This is a genomic window from Novosphingobium sp. (assembly GCF_030699305.1).
In the GTDB taxonomy this organism is placed as follows: domain Bacteria; phylum Pseudomonadota; class Alphaproteobacteria; order Sphingomonadales; family Sphingomonadaceae; genus Novosphingobium.
Genome location: NZ_JAUYNB010000002.1, coordinates 1 through 14,300 on the forward strand (window position 1 = coordinate 1; position 14,300 = coordinate 14,300).

The window sequence follows — 14,300 nt, forward strand, 5'->3', positions numbered from 1 at the left end:
TGTCGGAAGCGCTATGGTTCGCCGGGAACTGTGCGTTTCATCCCGATGTCGAACTCCAACGAACCATGATCCTCCATGTCGCTACGCAAGCGAAACCGGAAGCCCTGATCGCGATTTATGCGGCAAGCCAGATTCTGAGCGACGATTGATGTAATGTCGACTTTGGGGTCGTGTCCGGAACGACAGCTTGCAGCAAATAGGAGAGGCAAGCTGCCCATCCTCCCCGTCGCCCCGGACTTGATCCGGGTGTGGATTCACATTCGAAGTGCAACAGGTTGAAGGCTTCGGCTGGAGTTTTGAAGCCGAGGCATTTTCTGGGTGTGTTGTTGTAGTTTGCGAGGATGGCATCGAGTTGCTGTGCCGGCAACGTTTTGGGGTCGATTTTTGTGGGCAGGGCGCGCCTGAGGCGGCCGATGGCATTTTCGATGCCGCCCTTTTGCCACGGTGCGCGTGGATCGCAGAAGTAGGTGTGGATGCCGAGCTGGCTGGCGAGCTGGTGGTGGCGGGTGAACTCGGCGCCGTTGTCGAAGGTTATGGATTGGCGCAGGTTTGGCGCGATCGGTTCGAGCAGGCGGGTGAGGTCGTCGGCGACGGTTTGCGCCCTGAGGCGTGACTGTGGCAGGGCGAGGGTAATCCGCGAGTGGCGCTCGTGAGCGATCAGGATGGCTGGCCCCGGGGTACGGAACAGCATGCAGTCTGCCTCCCAATGGCCTGGTGTCTGGCGTGTGGCGATGTCTGCAGGCCGGTCATGGATCGAGCATTTTCCGTGGGTTCGGGGCCATCCGCCCTTGGTGCGCCAGCCACGTCTGATTTTGGCGCGGGGCAGGTAGAGCCGCCACTTGGTGTCGTTGGTGCGTTTGAGTTGAGCGTAGACGAAGCGGTAGATGGTCTCGTGGCTGATGACCTTGCGGCCTTCCTCGCGGGCGAGGCGTCCGGCGATCTGTTCGGGCGACCAGCCAGCGGCAAGGCGGTCCAGCACCGTGCCGCGCAGTTCATCGTTGCGTTCCAGACGGCTTGCGCTCCAGCGTCGCGCCGAGGTCTGCGCTTGAGCGTAGGCTGGCTGGTACCCGACCCGGTTGCCGGTGTTGCGCTTCAGTTCGCGGGCGATGGTCGACGGCTGGCGATCCAGAGCTGCAGCAATTTGCCGGATCGATTGCCCGGCTTCGCGAAGCCGGGCAATCGAGCATCGCTCCTCAAGCGAAAGCTGGGTGTATCTGGGCATGGCAGCACCTGTCTGAGGTGTTGCACTTCGTTTGTGAACTCAGGGGGGCTTGGCTTTGTTGTCTGCACGATCCTCGGTTCACACGGAACACGTCGGGTGGGGCGCACAGGCAGCCTGGCCCCGTGTCAAGCACGCGGCGACGATGCGGTGCTGTCAACAAGGGGGCATTCTGGTGCGGCAGGTCGGAGAAGGTCGGCGCGCAAAGTCGCCGCTCTGCCCTCTCACCTTCAGGGGAGAGGGTTGGGAGAGGGGGACGCGGACGCCGCCATTCCCGCTCAACTTCGGCCCCGCTCAACTTCGGCTAGGCAGCAAGCTGCCAAGCCTGCGTATCTCTCCCCTGAAGGGGAGAGAGCAAAGCGTCTGCATTCAGGCCCTCGGCCCAAACACCGCTTCGGCCTCATCCCGGCCAGCGGGGCGGAAGCCGTGCATGCCCATCCACCATTGCAGCGCGATGATCGCGCCCTTGGCGGGTTGCAGCAGGCCGATCATCAGGACCGAGCCGATCCCGAAGGTGATGCCCAGCTTCACCGCCAGCGACAGGCTGTCGTTGCTGGCCACTTCGATGATGACCGGCGCCATCAGATGGCCGGTCAGGAACATCGAGACGTAGGGCGGGAAATCGTCGGCCTGATGTAGCGTCCAGTCCTGTCCGCAGTGCGAACAGCGCGGCGAAGGTTTCAGGTAGCGGGCGAACAGGCCCTTTTCCTCGCAGCGCGGGCAGCGAAAGCGCGCGCCCCGCAGCATCGCTTGCATCAGCGTGGCGGGCAGGCGGCTGGCTTCGGACAGGGTCATGGCCTGCCCCTTACAGAACGGGGTAACATGCGCAAGTGCTAATAAATGCAAAAAAGGTTGCCCCTGCGGCGCTGCGGTTGCAAAGGGCGGCGCCATGCTGACCAACCTTGCCCAACAGCCCGCCGATGCGCTGCTCGCGCTGATCAAGCTCCACAACGCCGACCCGCGGGCCGACAAGATCGACCTGGGTGTGGGCGTCTATCGCACCGATACGGGGGCGACCCCGGTGTTCGCCGCGATCAAGGCGGCCGAGGCGAAGCTGCTCGAAACGCAGGATTCCAAAGCCTATCTGGGGCCGGAAGGCGACATGGGCTTTGTCCACGCGCTGATGCCCTATGTGTTCGGCGCGGCCAATCCGACGATGGACGGGCGGATCGACGGGATGCAGACCCCCGGCGGCACCGGCGGCGTGCGGCTGGCCGTGGGGCTGGCCAAGAAGGCGGGCGCGCAGCGAATCTGGATGGGCACGCCCAGCTGGCCCAACCACGCGCAGATCTTTGCCGATCTGGGGCTGGAACTGAAGACCTTCAACCACGCGACCAAGGGCGGCGTGGTCGACATGGACGCGCTGCGCGGTGCGCTGGCCGAGGCCGGGCCGCAGGACGCGGTGCTGCTGCATGGCTGTTGCCATAACCCGACCGGCATCGATTATTCGCACGCCGACTGGGATGAAATCGCCGCGCTGATCGCCGCGCGGGGCGTGCTGCCGGTGCTCGATCTGGCCTATCAGGGGCTGGGCAAGGGCATGGAAGAAGACGCCTATGGCGTGCGCCGCGTGCTGGCCGCCGTGCCGGAAGCGCTGATCGCCTACAGCTGCGACAAGAACTTTGGCATGTACCGTGACCGCGTCGGCGCGGTTTACGCGATGGTCGCCGATCCGGCGCAGCTGAACGCGGTGCTGTCGAACGGCCATTCGCTGGCCCGCGCGGCGTGGTCGATGCCGCCCGATCACGGCGCGGCGGCGGTCCGCCTGATTCTGGAAGACGCCGCCATGACCAAGCTGTGGCTGGGCGAGCTGGACGTGATGCGCGCGCGCATGAACCAGGTCCGCGCCGCGCTGGCCAAAGCCGGTTCGGCGGGCGCGATCGACCTGACCCCGCTGGGCGGGCAGAACGGCCTGTTCTCGATCCTGCCGCTGACCAGCGAACAGATCCTGAAGCTGCGCACCGATCACGGCATCTACATGGCCGGTTCGGGCCGGATCAACGTGGCGGGCCTGACGATGGGCAACATCGGCAAGTTCATTGCCGATCTGGCTGAGGTTTCCGCCTGATTTCAGGGCGATAAGGACACAAAAAAGCCGCTCCGGTCCAAGCCGGGGCGGCTTTTTTGTGCGGGATTTGCGCTGAAAGCCCAGCGTTCAGCCGCGCAGGCTTTGCATCCGTTGCAGGTAACGCGCCAGCACGTCGATTTCCAGATTGACCGCGCTGCCCGCCTGCCAGTCGCCCGCCGTGGTGACTTCGGCGGTGTGGGGGATGATGTTCAGCATGAAATGGCAGGTGCCGTCCGGCTGGTCCTCGACCGCGTTGACCGTCAGCGAGATGCCATCGACCGTGACCGAGCCCTTGGGTGCGATATAGGGGGCAAGCTCGGCCGGGGTCTTGACCCAGAACTGGTGCGATCCGCCCACTTCTTCGGCGCTGACGATGCTGCCGACCGCATCGACATGGCCGGTGACGATGTGACCGCCCAGCTCATCGCCCAGCTTCATCGCCGGTTCCAGATTGAGCCGCTGGCCCGCTTCCCACATGGCGGGGACCGTGCGCGAGACCGTCTCGCCCGAAATATCGACCGCGAACCACGCATCGCCCACCACGCCGCCGCGCTCCACCACGGTCAGGCAGACGCCCGAACAGGCGATCGACGCGCCGATGGCGATCCCCGCCGGGTCCCACGGGCAGGTGATCACGGCGTGGAGATCACCCGTCTGGCGGGCTTCGCGAATGGTGCCGATGGCAGTGATAATTCCGGTAAACATCAGCAGCGCTCGTAGCGCTCCACGGTGTCGTTGCCAAGCTGGCGAAAATCGCTGCGCTGCCACTGGCCGTGGGCGTCTGCCAGTGCGGTCAGCCCCAGATCGGCAATGCCGGGCTTGCCGCCGCCGATCAGGATCGGGGCGCGGTAGAGTAGCAGCTCATCGACCAGCCCGGCGCGCAGGAATGCGGCAGCGGTCTCTGCCCCGCCTTCGATGAAAAGGTATTGCACGCCGTCCATGGTCTGGATCGCGGCTGGATCGGGTAGCACGTGCCAGCCTTGGGGCGCTGCCCCGCGCGTCAGCACCCAGCGCTGCGGGCTGCGCGCTTCCAGCCCCGGAAGGCGCACGTCGAGCCGGGGGTTGTCGGCGCGCAAGGTGCCGCCGCCGACCAGAATCGCATCGGCGCGGGCGCGCTCCGCATGGCAGTGCGCGCGCGCCTCCGGCCCGGTGATCCACTGGCTTTCGCCCCCCGCCAGCGCGATGCAGCCATCGAGCGAGGTGGCCAGTTTCAGCGTGACATGCGGCCGACCGCGCGTGCGCAGGCTGAGGTATCCGGCCAGGCTGGCCGCGCAGACGGGCGAGGGCACGTGCTCCACCGCGATGCCCGCCGCCGCGATTCCGGCGATGCCTTGCCCGGCGGTGCGCGGATCGGGATCGCCGCAGCCGACGACGACGCGGGCCAGACCGCTCGCGGCGACCAGATCGGCGCACGACGGCCCGCGCGGGGACTGATGGGCGCAGGGTTCAAGGCTGACGTAGAGCGTTGCCCCGCGCGCAGCTTCTCCGGCAGCGGCGAGCGCGGCGGCCTCGGCATGGGGGCGGCCGCCGGGCTGGGTCCAGCCACGCGCGATCACCACGCCGTCCCGCACGATCAGCGCGCCGACCGCCGGGTTGGGGCGACTGAGCGGACGGCCCCGCGCGGCGAGCGCAGCGGCAGCGGCCAGCCAGCGGTGATCGGCGTTATGGCTCAACGGGCGGCTCTGGCAGCGCCTGTGGTGCGTCGGGTTCGGGCAGATTCTGGCCGGTCATCTGTTCCAGCCGGGCCTTTTCGGCGGCTGCGGCAGCCTTGCGGTCAGCCTCGGCCTCGGCCTCGACCTTCGCGACGTCGATGCCGGAGACTTTGCCCAGTGTTTTCCAGACTTTCTTGCCTTCCTCGCTCGCCGCCTGTTCCAGCGCGGCGCGTTCTTCCTTGCGGGCCTGGTTTTCGGCGATGAAGGCGCGGGTTTCCTCTTCCGTCCGGTCGGCGGGCCAGGAATTGATATAGGTGATCGTGGGCAGGGCGCGCGGCATGGTCCAGCTTTCGCCCGCCATGATCGAAAAGATCCCGACCGTGGTCAGCAGCGATACCACCATGATCGGCCAGCGCCGGGGACCGGCATCGCGATACACTGCGCGGAAATCGCTGAACGCGCCAACCGGGTTGGCATTCTTCAGGAAGGACATTGGACCGAGAGCCATGCGCGTAAAGATAGGCGCTGGCCGCCCGCCGCGCCAGTGGTCAGTTGTAATCGACCGAAATCGGGATGCGCCCCCGATAGTTCCCGCCGCGCGATCCGCGCACCACCAGCTTTGCGCCGAACGTGAATTCGAGCCGTCCGTTGCTGTCCAGCACCGGGTGGGCAGGCAGGTTGGTGGTAAACCCGGTCAGTTCCGCTTCCGACCCGTCGGGTGCGGTCATCGGCACGCGGTCCGGCAGGTCGACGCGGACGTCGCGCAACGGCTCGCCCCGGATCAGCCCGCGCCCGGTCAGGGTAGTGCCGCCAAGGTCCATCATCTCGCCCTGGGTGCGCTTGCCGCTGCTTTCGGGATCGACCGTCACGCTGCCGCCGCCGCGCCCGGTCATCGCCAGCTTGCCCAGCGACAGGTCGGCAAAGATTTCGATGCTGAGCGGGCGTTCGCCGGGGACCGCGCCGGGGCTGCTGTAGCACAGGCGGCAGCCGTCCTGCGCAGCGCCGGGCACCGGCAACAGCGCCAGAGCAGCGATGATCGCAGCGGGAAACGCCGTCCGGGCCATGCTGCGAGTGTCCGCCCTTATGGTTAATTTCGGGTTACGGGCCTATCCGAAGGGCACGTAAAGGCTGCGCCCTTCGCGTTTCAGCCACTCGTTTTCAGCAGCAATATCGCCTTCGAACAATACCTTGAGCGCGGTGTGAAAGCGCGCGCTGTGATCCATGTGGAGCAGGTGCGCAACCTCATGCGCGACCACCGAACGCCGGACCGAATCGGGCGCCATCACCAGCCGCCAGTTGAGCCGGATCGTGCCGTCGTGCGCGCAGCTGCCCCAGCGCCGGGTTGCACGGCTGAGCATCAGGCGGGCCTGCGGCTGGTCGGCGCGGGTGCAGTAATGGGTCAGGTCTTCGGCCAGCAGGCGGCGGGCCTCCCCCTCAAGCCAGCGGCGCAAGCGCCCGTCCAGACCGTCAGGCGGGCCGCCGATGAGCAATTCCCCGGCCTCCGCGCGGACCCGGCGCGGGCGGGCGGGATCGTGGCGCAGGGTGTGGGCGATCCCGCGAAAAGGCAGGGTCGCCCCGTCCGCCAGCACGACCGGCGCGGGCAGGGCGGCGAGCTGGCTGGCCAGCCAACCGGCGCGGGTGCGGGCAAATTCCAGCGCCTCGCCGCTGCGGCCCCAGCGCGGCAGGGTGATCCGCACTTCGCTGCCATCGGGGGCGAGCCGCATGGTCATCCGCCGGGCGCTGGCCGTGCGGCGCATCACGACCGGCAACGCGCGGCCCAGCACCTCGATCCGCGGGACTTCGCGGGGATCGCGGCGCAGCCAGTCAAGCATCGTCGTCGTCGTCATCATCCCCGGCCCACATCAGGCCCGGCGGAAGAATGATATGCTGTTCCAGCGGTCCGGCCAGCTCCTCGCTGATCGCGCGGCCGCGCACCGAAATGCCCGCATCGTGCACCCCGTCGCGGTCCCCGCAGATCAGATAGTGCCAGTCAGGCAACGGATCACCGTCGGCGCGCAGGCGATAGGCGCAAGTTTCGGGCAGCCATTCGATCCCCAGCACCAGCGCCGGTGTCAGTCGCACGCAATCGGGCACCCGCGTCTTGCGCCGGGCATAGTCCGAACAGCGCGCGGACGGGATATCGAGCAGCTTGCACGCGACATTGGTGGGATAGATCGCGCCGGTATCTTCATCCTCGGCCTTGTGCAGGCAGCACTGGCCGCAACCATCGCACAGCGCTTCCCATTCCGCGCGGGACAAGTCGTCCAGCGGCCGTTCCCAGAACTTGTCGCGCAGCGCGCTCACTTCACCGAAATGGCAAGGTCCGCTGCGACAGCGTCTGCGTCCTTGTCCACCGGCAGCGCTTCGATCGGCTTGCCCGCCGGGTCCATCAGATAGGCCATGCGGCTGTGATCCATCAGGTAGCCGCCAGTGGTCTCCTCACCGCGCGCGGCCACCGCCTTGAACGCCTTGACCGCGCCGTCGATCTGCACCTGCGTGCCGGTCAACCCGATCAACCGGGGTGAGAACGCGGCGGCAAATTCGCCGACCCGCGCCGGAGTGTCGCGCGCAGGATCAATCGTGATGAAGATCGGCTGGATCTTGGCCGCGAGATCGGGGTGCGATTTTTCGAACTTGGCAAAGCCGTTCATCAGGATGCCCATGTCCATCGGGCAGGCATCCGGGCAGAACGTGTAGCCGAAATAGACGATCCGGTATTTGCCCGCGAAATCGTCCCACTTCACCGGTTTGCCGTCCTTGTCGGTCAACTCGAACGGTCCGCCGATGGCGGCGCCGTCAATCGCCGTGCCCACGATCTGGGCGGGCGGCGCGGCGGCGGGGCCGCACGCGGCCAGCGCGGCGGGGAGGGCGGCACAAAGGGCGATTGCAAAGCGAAGTTTTGGCTTGATCATGGCGTGGCGGTTCATGCTCTGCTAAACCGCGCGGCGCAAGGATCGTTTCGGGCTGGCTGCGAGTCTGCGGCCTTCGAAACAGGAGGATTTATTACCGTGGTGCCATTTCGTCCGTTTTCATCCGCCGCCGCTGCCGCGCTGGCGCTGTTCGTCGCCGCTCCGGCGCTGGCGCAGGCCGGGTTTTCGGAAGGGTATCAGCTGCTGGAAGCAGTCAAGAAAAAGGACGGCAACAAGGTGACCGACCTGCTCGCCAAAGGCGGGCCGAACCTGATCAACCACAAGGACAAGACCACCGGCGAAACCGCGCTGCACATCGCCACCACGCGGCAGGAAAAGGACTGGATGTCCTATCTGTTGGCCAAGGGCGCGAATGTGAATGCCCGCGATTTCAAGGGCGCAACCGCGCTGGTCGTGGCGGCAAGCATGAATTATTCCGAAGGGGTGGACCTGCTGCTGGCGCGCGGCGCGCGGGTCGATGAAAGCAGCGATACCGGTGAAACCCCGCTTATCACGGCTGTCCACAACCGCAATATCCCGATGATCCGCGCGTTGCTGCTGGCCGGGGCCGATGCCGACCGGGCCGACAATTCGGGCCGCACCGCGCGCGATTATGCCAAGCTCGATAAAAGCCCCTCGCTGCTGACCGAGATTGAGACCAATGCCAAGCCGAAGAACCCGGCGGGCAAGCCCAAGTCCTACGGCCCGGTGCTCTGACCATGGGCGCTGCTGCCGATAGCTCGCTGGATGCAATGCGGCTGGCGCTGGCGCCCGCCATTGCCGATGCCGCCACGTTCGACGGCTGGAGCGAAGCGGCGGTGCGCGCGGCGGCGCAGCAGGTCGGGCTTGATCCCGATGCCGCGCTGTTCGCGTTTCCCGGCGGGGCGATGGACATGATCGCGGGCTGGGTCGCGGCGATTGACGCCGATATGGCGGCGGCCTTTCCGGCGGAGAAGCTGGCGGCCATGAAGATCCGCGAACGGATCCGCAGCCTGGTCCAGTTCCGGCTGGATGCCATCGCCTGGCAGCAGGAAGCGCTGCGCCGCGCGCTGGCGATCATGGCAATGCCGCAGAACGCGCCGCGGGCGCTGCAACTGGGCTGGCACAGCGCGGACGCGATGTGGCGGCTGGCGGGCGATAGCTCGGTCGATTACAACTATTACACCAAGCGCACGATCCTGGCGGGGATCTATGGCGCGACGCTGGCCGTCTATGCTGACGACAAGAGCGAGGACTGCGCTGATACCCGTGCGTTCCTGGACCGGCGGATCGACGGGATCATGCGGTTTGAAAAGGCCAAGGCGAAGTGGCTGAACCCGGACCGCGAACATTTCAGCCCGGCGCGGCTGCTGGGGCGGCTGCGCTACCCGGCGCGGTAGACGTCCGGCAGGTCAAATTTGACCTCGATCAATAGTATTGCGAACGACTTGCAATTAGCCTGCCGATCTGGCAGCGCCATGGGCGATGACACTCGATCTTCTCCCCCCCGGAACGCGCGCACTGATCACGGCGGTCGATTGGGCCGCGCTGGTTGCGGAAGAAGCCGCGCGGCTTCAGGCGCTGGGCATTGATGTCGGCGCGCGGGTGGCGGTGGCGCATCGCGGCGTGTTCGGCGGGCGCGATCCGATTGCGCTGACCGTGGGCCGGATGACCGTGGCGCTGCGCCGCGCCCATGCCCGCGCGATGCAAGTGGAGGTGCTGTAACATGGCCCAGTTGCGCACCGCTGCCCTGGTCGGCAATCCCAACGCGGGCAAAAGCGCGCTGTTCAACGCGCTGACCGGCGCGCGCCAGAAGATCGCCAACTATCCGGGCGTCACGGTTGAACGCAAGGCCGGGCGGCTGGTGCTGCCATCGGGCGAAGCGATCGAACTGACCGACCTGCCCGGCAGCTATGGCCTGAACGCCACCAGCCCGGACGAGGAAGTGACCCGCCGGGTGATCCTGGGCGAATTGCCGGGGGAACCGGCCCCGCAAGTTCTGGTGGTCGTGCTCGATGCCTCAAACCTCGAACAGCATCTGGTGTTCGCGCAGGAAGTGATCGCGCTGGGGCGCCCGACGGTGGTCGCGCTCAACATGGTCGATCTGGCCGAGCGGGATGGTCTGGTGATCGATCCCGCCGCGCTGGCCGAGGCGCTGGGGGTGCCGGTGATCCCCACGGTCGCGGTGCGCCGCCGCGGACTGAGCGAGCTGGCCGCCGCGATTGCCGCTGCCGAAGACCGCCCGGTGGAACATCACCGTCCGCATACCACGCAGACCGAACGGCGCGTCACCGCCCATGCAATTGCCGACGGGGCAATCATTTCGGAAACCGCGCGGCACCGCCTGCACGCCAAGCTCGACCGGTTGTTCCTGCACCCGTGGCTGGGGCCGCTGATCCTGTTCGCGCTGCTGTTCGTGGTGTTCCAGGCGGTGTTCAGCTGGGCTGGGCCATTTGCCGATGCGCTGGAAGGCGGGATCGGCGCGCTGTCGGATCTGGCCCGCACAACTTTGCCCGAAGGCCTGCCGCGCGATCTGCTGACCGAGGGGATCCTGTCGGGCGTAGGCTCGGTCGTGGTGTTCCTGCCGCAGATCGTGATCCTGTTCTTCTTTATCCTGGTGATGGAAGCATCGGGCTATATGGCGCGCGCGGCGTTTCTGATGGACCGGCTGATGGCGGGTGTCGGGCTGTCCGGGCGCAGCTTCATTCCGCTGCTGTCCAGTTTTGCCTGCGCGATTCCCGGCATCATGGCGACGCGCAGCATCACCGATTCGAAAGACCGGCTGACCACGATCCTGATTGCCCCGCTGATGACCTGTTCGGCGCGGCTGCCGGTCTATGCGGTCATCATTGCGGCGTTCATCCCCAACACCCGCGTGCTGGGGCCGGTTGGCCTGCAAGGGCTGGTCCTGCTGGGACTGTATGTGTTCGGGATCGTGGCGGCGATGATCGTCGCGCTGGTGCTGCGCCGGTCGGTCACCAAGGGCGCGGCCAGCGGGTTCATCATGGAACTGCCGAAGTATCAGCTGCCGCGGCTGGACGACCTGCTGATCGGGCTGTGGCAGCGCGCCTGGATATTCCTGCGCCGGGCGGGCACGATCATCTTCATGGTCACGGTGGTGCTGTGGATCCTGCTCAACTTCCCCCGTGCAGGCGAGGGTGACAATCAGGTCGATGCCTCGATCGCGGGCAAGATCGCCAATGGCCTGGCCGTGGTGGTCGAACCGATCGGGTTCAACCGCGATATCGCGCTGTCGCTGATCCCGGCGATGGCCGCGCGCGAAGTGGCGGTCAGCAGCCTGGCCACCAGCTATGCCGTCGGTGCCGACAGTGAGGAAGAGCAGGCGGCACAGCTGGGCGAACGGCTGAAAGCCGACTGGTCGCTGCCCACCGCGCTGGCGTTCCTGGCGTGGTTCGTGTTCGCGCCGCAGTGCATGAGCACGATTGCCGTCACCCGGCGCGAAACAAACGGGTGGAAATGGCCCATCGTCATGTTGCTCTATCTGTTCGGATTGGCCTACGTCTTCGCGGGAATCACATACTGGAGCGCCGTGGCGCTCGGTCTATAGCGAAGAAAGAAGGTTTATGGCGGGCAGCGTCAACAAGGTCATCCTGGTCGGCAATCTGGGCCAGGACCCTGAGGTCAAGAGCTTCCAGAACGGCGGACGCATTGCCAACCTGCGCATCGCGACGTCCGAATCGTGGAAGGACAAGGCCACGGGCGAACGCAAGGAACGCACCGAATGGCATTCGGTCGTGCTCCAGTCCGACGGGCTGGTCGGCGTGGCCGAACGCTTCCTGCGCAAGGGTTCCAAGGTCTACATCGAAGGCCAGCTGCGCACCCGCAAGTGGCAGGACCAATCCGGCAATGACCGCTACACCACCGAAATCTCGGTCGGCATGAACGGCGTGCTGACCATGCTGGACGGCGCGCCCGGTGCGGGCGGCGGCAGTGGCGGCGGTGGTCAGCGCGGCGGCGGCGGCGGTGGCGGTGGTGACTGGGGCGGCGGAGCTGGCGGTGGGGGCCGGTCGGGCGGTAGCGAGTGGGGTAATACCGGCGGCGGCGCTGGCGGCGGCAACCCCGGCGGCGGCGCGCCGCGCGGCGGGTTCGCCGATGACCTGGATGACGATATTCCGTTCTGATCGGGAACCGCTTCGGTCTGATCCTAGTCCAGCTTCGCCTTTAACCCCGCCAGCGCCGCAAACGGTCCGCTGGCGGTTTCATTCAGCAGCCCGGCCTTGCGCCGGGCTTCCTCGGCATTCGGACCGGCCAGGAACGGGTCGATCGCGACGGCCAGCCCTTGCGCCAGTTCCTCACCCAGATCGAACAGGGTGCCCTGATATTCGGTCTCGTCCAGCGCCCCGGCGTCCAGTTCCACTTCTTCGTCCGGACGGTGCGTGGCTGCGGCAGGGACGAAGCGCAGCTTGACCGGCTCGTCGATCTGCACCGGCAGGTCATCGCCTGAAATCGCGCAGGTCTGGACGATACTGGCTTTTAACCGGCCGGTCGCGGATACCTTGCCACCCGCCGCGATCAGGGTGATCTCTGCGTGCAGGCTGTGCACGGCGACCAGCGCGAACCGGCGGGCCAGCGCGGCGCATTCATCGGCGGTGGCGTCCAGCGTGACGGCTTCGCCGGGCAGGGCGCGAACATCGAAGCTGCGGGAAAACTCGGTCATGCCGGCACCTCCCCGGCGAGCAGCTGTGCTTCGGGCACAGCGGCCAGCGCAGCGGCAAGGCGGCGCATTTCATCCGCCACCGCCGCCGCACTTGCGCCTTCGTTCAGGGTGACGTTGCGGTCCACCGCATCGGCCAGCACCGCCGGATCGCTGGCCGCCAGCCCGTCGCGCCAGGCGGACAGCCGCCCGCCGACCACGCTCATCAGTTTACCCATGCGTTTGCCCATCACCACATCGCCGACGCCGCTTTCGCGCAGTTGGCCGTCCATATCGGTGACGAACAACTCGGTCAGGCGGGCTGTGCGCATCCGCAGGGTTTCTTCCTGTTCCATCCGGAGCAGCACCAGCCCCAGCACGATGGTAATCGCATCGAACCGGCCGGGCAGACTGTCGGCCACGCCCAGCTGCGCATACCAGCGCGGATCGCGCGCGCGGGCGACCACGGCGTGCCACAGGGCGCGGACTTGGGCGTGTTCATCCTCTTTCGGGCCGAACAAGTGGGCAAACAGGCCCATGACGGTCATTCCTTCCATTCAGCGGCGATTAAAGCCGGGCAGGCCAAGCGCCATTGCCACGGACGGCGGGGCGGCTTAAGGCTCGACGCCGATATAGGATACAGCGCAGGGTGGGCAATGCCCGCCCTTGGGCTCTGGAGCAAGATGACTATGCAAGGTTTGGTTCGCGGCACTGTAATCGGGGTGCTGATGGTAGCGGCGCTGGGCGGCTGCACATCGCTGCGCGATCATCGCGGCTATCTGGTCGACCAGGCCCTGCTCGATTCGGTCCAGCCGGGGATCGACAACCAGGCTTCGGTCGAACGCACGCTGGGGCGCCCCACGTTCATCAGCCAGTTCGGCCGCAAGGACTGGTATTACGTCTCGCAGAACACCAAGCAGGCCGCGTTCCGCAGCGCCCGGATCAACGACCAGATGCTGCTGCGCATCCGCTTTGACGAAAAGGGCAACGTGCTGGGGATCGACCGGACCGGGATGGAAAACGTCGTCCAGCTTAACCCTGATGGCGACAAGACGCCGACGCTCGGTCGTGAGCGCACGTTCCTGCAGGATCTGTTCGGCAACATCGGCACGGTTGGCACCGGCGCTGGCGGTGCAGGCGGCGCAGGCGGCCCGAACGGAAGTTAGGTTGAAGCTGGCCGGATAGACCATATATCCGGCGCATGACTGATCAACATTCCAGCCACGGCCTGGTCCAGTGGCACGGCACCACCATCATCGGCGTCAAGCTGGGCGGGCGCACCGTGATTGCGGGCGACGGCCAGGTTTCCATGGGCAACACCGTGATGAAGCCCAACGCCCGCAAGGTGCGGCGGATTGGCGATGGCAAGGTGATTGCCGGGTTCGCCGGGGCCACTGCTGATGCCTTCACCCTGTTCGAACGGCTGGAACGCAAGCTGGAACAGCACCGCGGCCAGCTGATGCGCGCGGCAGTGGAACTCGCCAAGGACTGGCGCACCGATAAATACCTGCGCAATCTCGAAGCACTGATGATCGTGGCCGATGCCGAAATCATGCTGGTGCTGACCGGCAATGGCGACGTGCTGGAACCCGAAGGCGGAGTTACGGCGATCGGCTCGGGCGGCAACTATGCGCTCGCCGCCGCGCGGGCGCTGGTCGATTATGAAACCGATCCGGAAAAGATCGCCCGCCGCGCCATGGCGGTGGCAGCGGAAGTCTGCGTCTTCACCAATGACCGCGTGACTGTGGAAACGATCTGACCCCCCCCTTTCCGTTCGTGTCGAGCGTAGTCGAGACACGTGCGCCAGGTGTCTCGACTA

Annotated in this window: 19 protein-coding genes; 8 read left to right on the forward strand and 11 right to left on the reverse strand. The window is 66.5% G+C overall.

The window, feature by feature from the left end; all coding sequences use genetic code 11:
- Positions 1-115: 115 nt before the first annotated feature.
- The gene (locus Q8Q53_RS00025; protein WP_305699692.1) at positions 116-1,222 is read right to left on the reverse strand and encodes an IS30 family transposase; all 1,107 of its coding nucleotides are present in this window, start codon (positions 1,220-1,222) and stop codon (positions 116-118) included.
- Between the two features lie 366 nt (positions 1,223-1,588).
- The gene (locus tag Q8Q53_RS00030; protein WP_305699693.1) at positions 1,589-2,014 is read right to left on the reverse strand and encodes a DUF983 domain-containing protein; all 426 of its coding nucleotides are present in this window, start codon (positions 2,012-2,014) and stop codon (positions 1,589-1,591) included.
- Between the two features lie 94 nt (positions 2,015-2,108).
- On the opposite strand from Q8Q53_RS00030, the gene Q8Q53_RS00035 reads away from it, so the two are divergent.
- Positions 2,109-3,287: an amino acid aminotransferase gene (locus Q8Q53_RS00035; protein ID WP_305699694.1), complete on the forward strand. Its 1,179-nt coding sequence runs from the start codon at positions 2,109-2,111 to the stop codon at positions 3,285-3,287.
- An 87-nt stretch (positions 3,288-3,374) separates the two neighbouring features.
- Here the strand turns inward: Q8Q53_RS00035 and Q8Q53_RS00040 are convergent, their stop codons facing one another.
- Genes Q8Q53_RS00040 through Q8Q53_RS00070 form a run of 7 tightly spaced genes read right to left on the reverse strand, consistent with a single transcriptional unit; the run spans position 3,375 to position 7,851 of the window.
- Positions 3,375-3,992 carry a riboflavin synthase gene (locus Q8Q53_RS00040; RefSeq protein ID WP_305699695.1) on the reverse strand — a complete coding sequence of 206 codons (618 nt, stop codon included), beginning with the start codon at positions 3,990-3,992 and terminating at the stop codon, positions 3,375-3,377.
- A complete protein-coding gene (ribD, locus tag Q8Q53_RS00045) occupies positions 3,992-4,960 on the reverse strand; it encodes a bifunctional diaminohydroxyphosphoribosylaminopyrimidine deaminase/5-amino-6-(5-phosphoribosylamino)uracil reductase RibD (RefSeq protein ID WP_305699696.1) in 969 nt (322 codons plus the stop codon). The genes Q8Q53_RS00040 and ribD overlap by 1 nt, the downstream gene beginning before the upstream one ends.
- Complete coding sequence (locus Q8Q53_RS00050) at positions 4,950-5,432, reverse strand: hypothetical protein (RefSeq protein WP_305699697.1); 483 nt, start codon at positions 5,430-5,432, stop codon at positions 4,950-4,952. The genes ribD and Q8Q53_RS00050 overlap by 11 nt, the downstream gene beginning before the upstream one ends.
- A gap of 55 nt (positions 5,433-5,487) precedes the next feature.
- Positions 5,488-6,003, reverse strand: coding sequence for a DUF4402 domain-containing protein (locus Q8Q53_RS00055; protein WP_305699698.1), 516 nt, complete (start codon positions 6,001-6,003; stop codon positions 5,488-5,490).
- 42 nt (positions 6,004-6,045) lie between these two features.
- Positions 6,046-6,786 carry a M48 family metallopeptidase gene (locus tag Q8Q53_RS00060; RefSeq protein WP_305699699.1) on the reverse strand — a complete coding sequence of 247 codons (741 nt, stop codon included), beginning with the start codon at positions 6,784-6,786 and terminating at the stop codon, positions 6,046-6,048.
- Complete coding sequence (locus tag Q8Q53_RS00065; protein ID WP_305699700.1) at positions 6,764-7,243, reverse strand: YcgN family cysteine cluster protein; 480 nt, start codon at positions 7,241-7,243, stop codon at positions 6,764-6,766. The genes Q8Q53_RS00060 and Q8Q53_RS00065 overlap by 23 nt, the downstream gene beginning before the upstream one ends.
- On the reverse strand, positions 7,240-7,851 hold the full coding sequence (locus Q8Q53_RS00070) for an SCO family protein (RefSeq protein WP_305699701.1): 612 nt from the start codon (positions 7,849-7,851) through the stop codon (positions 7,240-7,242). The genes Q8Q53_RS00065 and Q8Q53_RS00070 overlap by 4 nt, the downstream gene beginning before the upstream one ends.
- 96 nt (positions 7,852-7,947) lie before the next feature.
- On the opposite strand from Q8Q53_RS00070, the gene Q8Q53_RS00075 reads away from it, so the two are divergent.
- The 5 genes from Q8Q53_RS00075 to ssb all read left to right on the forward strand — a co-directional run bounded on the left by Q8Q53_RS00075 (position 7,948) and on the right by ssb (position 11,969).
- Positions 7,948-8,565 carry an ankyrin repeat domain-containing protein gene (locus Q8Q53_RS00075; protein WP_305699702.1) on the forward strand — a complete coding sequence of 206 codons (618 nt, stop codon included), beginning with the start codon at positions 7,948-7,950 and terminating at the stop codon, positions 8,563-8,565.
- A gap of 2 nt (positions 8,566-8,567) precedes the next feature.
- Positions 8,568-9,227, forward strand: coding sequence for a COQ9 family protein (locus Q8Q53_RS00080; RefSeq protein ID WP_305699703.1), 660 nt, complete (start codon positions 8,568-8,570; stop codon positions 9,225-9,227).
- 85 nt (positions 9,228-9,312) lie between these two features.
- Complete coding sequence (locus tag Q8Q53_RS00085) at positions 9,313-9,552, forward strand: FeoA family protein (RefSeq protein ID WP_305699704.1); 240 nt, start codon at positions 9,313-9,315, stop codon at positions 9,550-9,552.
- Between the two features lies 1 nt (position 9,553).
- Positions 9,554-11,395, forward strand: a complete 1,842-nt coding sequence (locus tag Q8Q53_RS00090) for a ferrous iron transporter B (RefSeq protein ID WP_305699705.1) — start codon at positions 9,554-9,556, stop codon at positions 11,393-11,395.
- Between the two features lie 16 nt (positions 11,396-11,411).
- The gene (ssb, locus tag Q8Q53_RS00095) at positions 11,412-11,969 is read left to right on the forward strand and encodes a single-stranded DNA-binding protein (protein ID WP_305699706.1); all 558 of its coding nucleotides are present in this window, start codon (positions 11,412-11,414) and stop codon (positions 11,967-11,969) included.
- 23 nt (positions 11,970-11,992) lie between these two features.
- Here ssb and Q8Q53_RS00100 read toward each other — a convergent pair whose 3' ends face one another.
- Both Q8Q53_RS00100 and Q8Q53_RS00105 read right to left on the reverse strand, forming a co-directional pair.
- Positions 11,993-12,505 carry a DUF177 domain-containing protein gene (locus tag Q8Q53_RS00100; RefSeq protein ID WP_305699707.1) on the reverse strand — a complete coding sequence of 171 codons (513 nt, stop codon included), beginning with the start codon at positions 12,503-12,505 and terminating at the stop codon, positions 11,993-11,995.
- Positions 12,502-13,038, reverse strand: coding sequence for a ubiquinol-cytochrome C chaperone family protein (locus Q8Q53_RS00105; RefSeq protein ID WP_371136466.1), 537 nt, complete (start codon positions 13,036-13,038; stop codon positions 12,502-12,504). The genes Q8Q53_RS00100 and Q8Q53_RS00105 overlap by 4 nt, the downstream gene beginning before the upstream one ends.
- A 132-nt stretch (positions 13,039-13,170) precedes the next feature.
- Here Q8Q53_RS00105 and Q8Q53_RS00110 point away from each other — a divergent pair, with 132 nt between their 5' ends.
- On the forward strand, positions 13,171-13,647 hold the full coding sequence (locus Q8Q53_RS00110) for an outer membrane protein assembly factor BamE (protein ID WP_305699708.1): 477 nt from the start codon (positions 13,171-13,173) through the stop codon (positions 13,645-13,647).
- Between the two features lie 35 nt (positions 13,648-13,682).
- Entirely contained in the window at positions 13,683-14,240 is a 558-nt protein-coding gene (hslV, locus tag Q8Q53_RS00115; protein ID WP_305699709.1) for an ATP-dependent protease subunit HslV, read from the forward strand.
- Positions 14,241-14,300: the final 60 nt, after the last annotated feature.

Excerpts from the sequence above, each read along its gene's own strand:
- Q8Q53_RS00110 (WP_305699708.1), top strand. The coding sequence starts at position 13,171 with ATGCAAGGTTTGGTTCGCGGCACTGTAATCGGGGTGCTGATGGTAGCG.
- Q8Q53_RS00100 (WP_305699707.1), bottom strand. The coding sequence starts at position 12,505 with ATGACCGAGTTTTCCCGCAGCTTCGATGTTCGCGCCCTGCCCGGCGAA.
- Q8Q53_RS00050 (WP_305699697.1), bottom strand. The coding sequence starts at position 5,432 with ATGTCCTTCCTGAAGAATGCCAACCCGGTTGGCGCGTTCAGCGATTTC.
- Q8Q53_RS00030 (WP_305699693.1), bottom strand. The coding sequence starts at position 2,014 with ATGACCCTGTCCGAAGCCAGCCGCCTGCCCGCCACGCTGATGCAAGCG.
- Q8Q53_RS00025 (WP_305699692.1), bottom strand. The coding sequence starts at position 1,222 with ATGCCCAGATACACCCAGCTTTCGCTTGAGGAGCGATGCTCGATTGCC.
- Q8Q53_RS00055 (WP_305699698.1), bottom strand. The coding sequence starts at position 6,003 with ATGGCCCGGACGGCGTTTCCCGCTGCGATCATCGCTGCTCTGGCGCTG.
- Q8Q53_RS00105 (WP_371136466.1), bottom strand. The coding sequence starts at position 13,038 with ATGGAAGGAATGACCGTCATGGGCCTGTTTGCCCACTTGTTCGGCCCG.
- Q8Q53_RS00085 (WP_305699704.1), top strand. The coding sequence starts at position 9,313 with ATGACACTCGATCTTCTCCCCCCCGGAACGCGCGCACTGATCACGGCG.
- Q8Q53_RS00070 (WP_305699701.1), bottom strand. The coding sequence starts at position 7,851 with ATGATCAAGCCAAAACTTCGCTTTGCAATCGCCCTTTGTGCCGCCCTC.
- Q8Q53_RS00080 (WP_305699703.1), top strand. The coding sequence starts at position 8,568 with ATGGGCGCTGCTGCCGATAGCTCGCTGGATGCAATGCGGCTGGCGCTG.
- Q8Q53_RS00090 (WP_305699705.1), top strand. The coding sequence starts at position 9,554 with ATGGCCCAGTTGCGCACCGCTGCCCTGGTCGGCAATCCCAACGCGGGC.
- Q8Q53_RS00035 (WP_305699694.1), top strand. The coding sequence starts at position 2,109 with ATGCTGACCAACCTTGCCCAACAGCCCGCCGATGCGCTGCTCGCGCTG.
- Q8Q53_RS00060 (WP_305699699.1), bottom strand. The coding sequence starts at position 6,786 with ATGACGACGACGACGATGCTTGACTGGCTGCGCCGCGATCCCCGCGAA.
- hslV (WP_305699709.1), top strand. The coding sequence starts at position 13,683 with ATGACTGATCAACATTCCAGCCACGGCCTGGTCCAGTGGCACGGCACC.
- ssb (WP_305699706.1), top strand. The coding sequence starts at position 11,412 with ATGGCGGGCAGCGTCAACAAGGTCATCCTGGTCGGCAATCTGGGCCAG.
- Q8Q53_RS00040 (WP_305699695.1), bottom strand. The coding sequence starts at position 3,992 with ATGTTTACCGGAATTATCACTGCCATCGGCACCATTCGCGAAGCCCGC.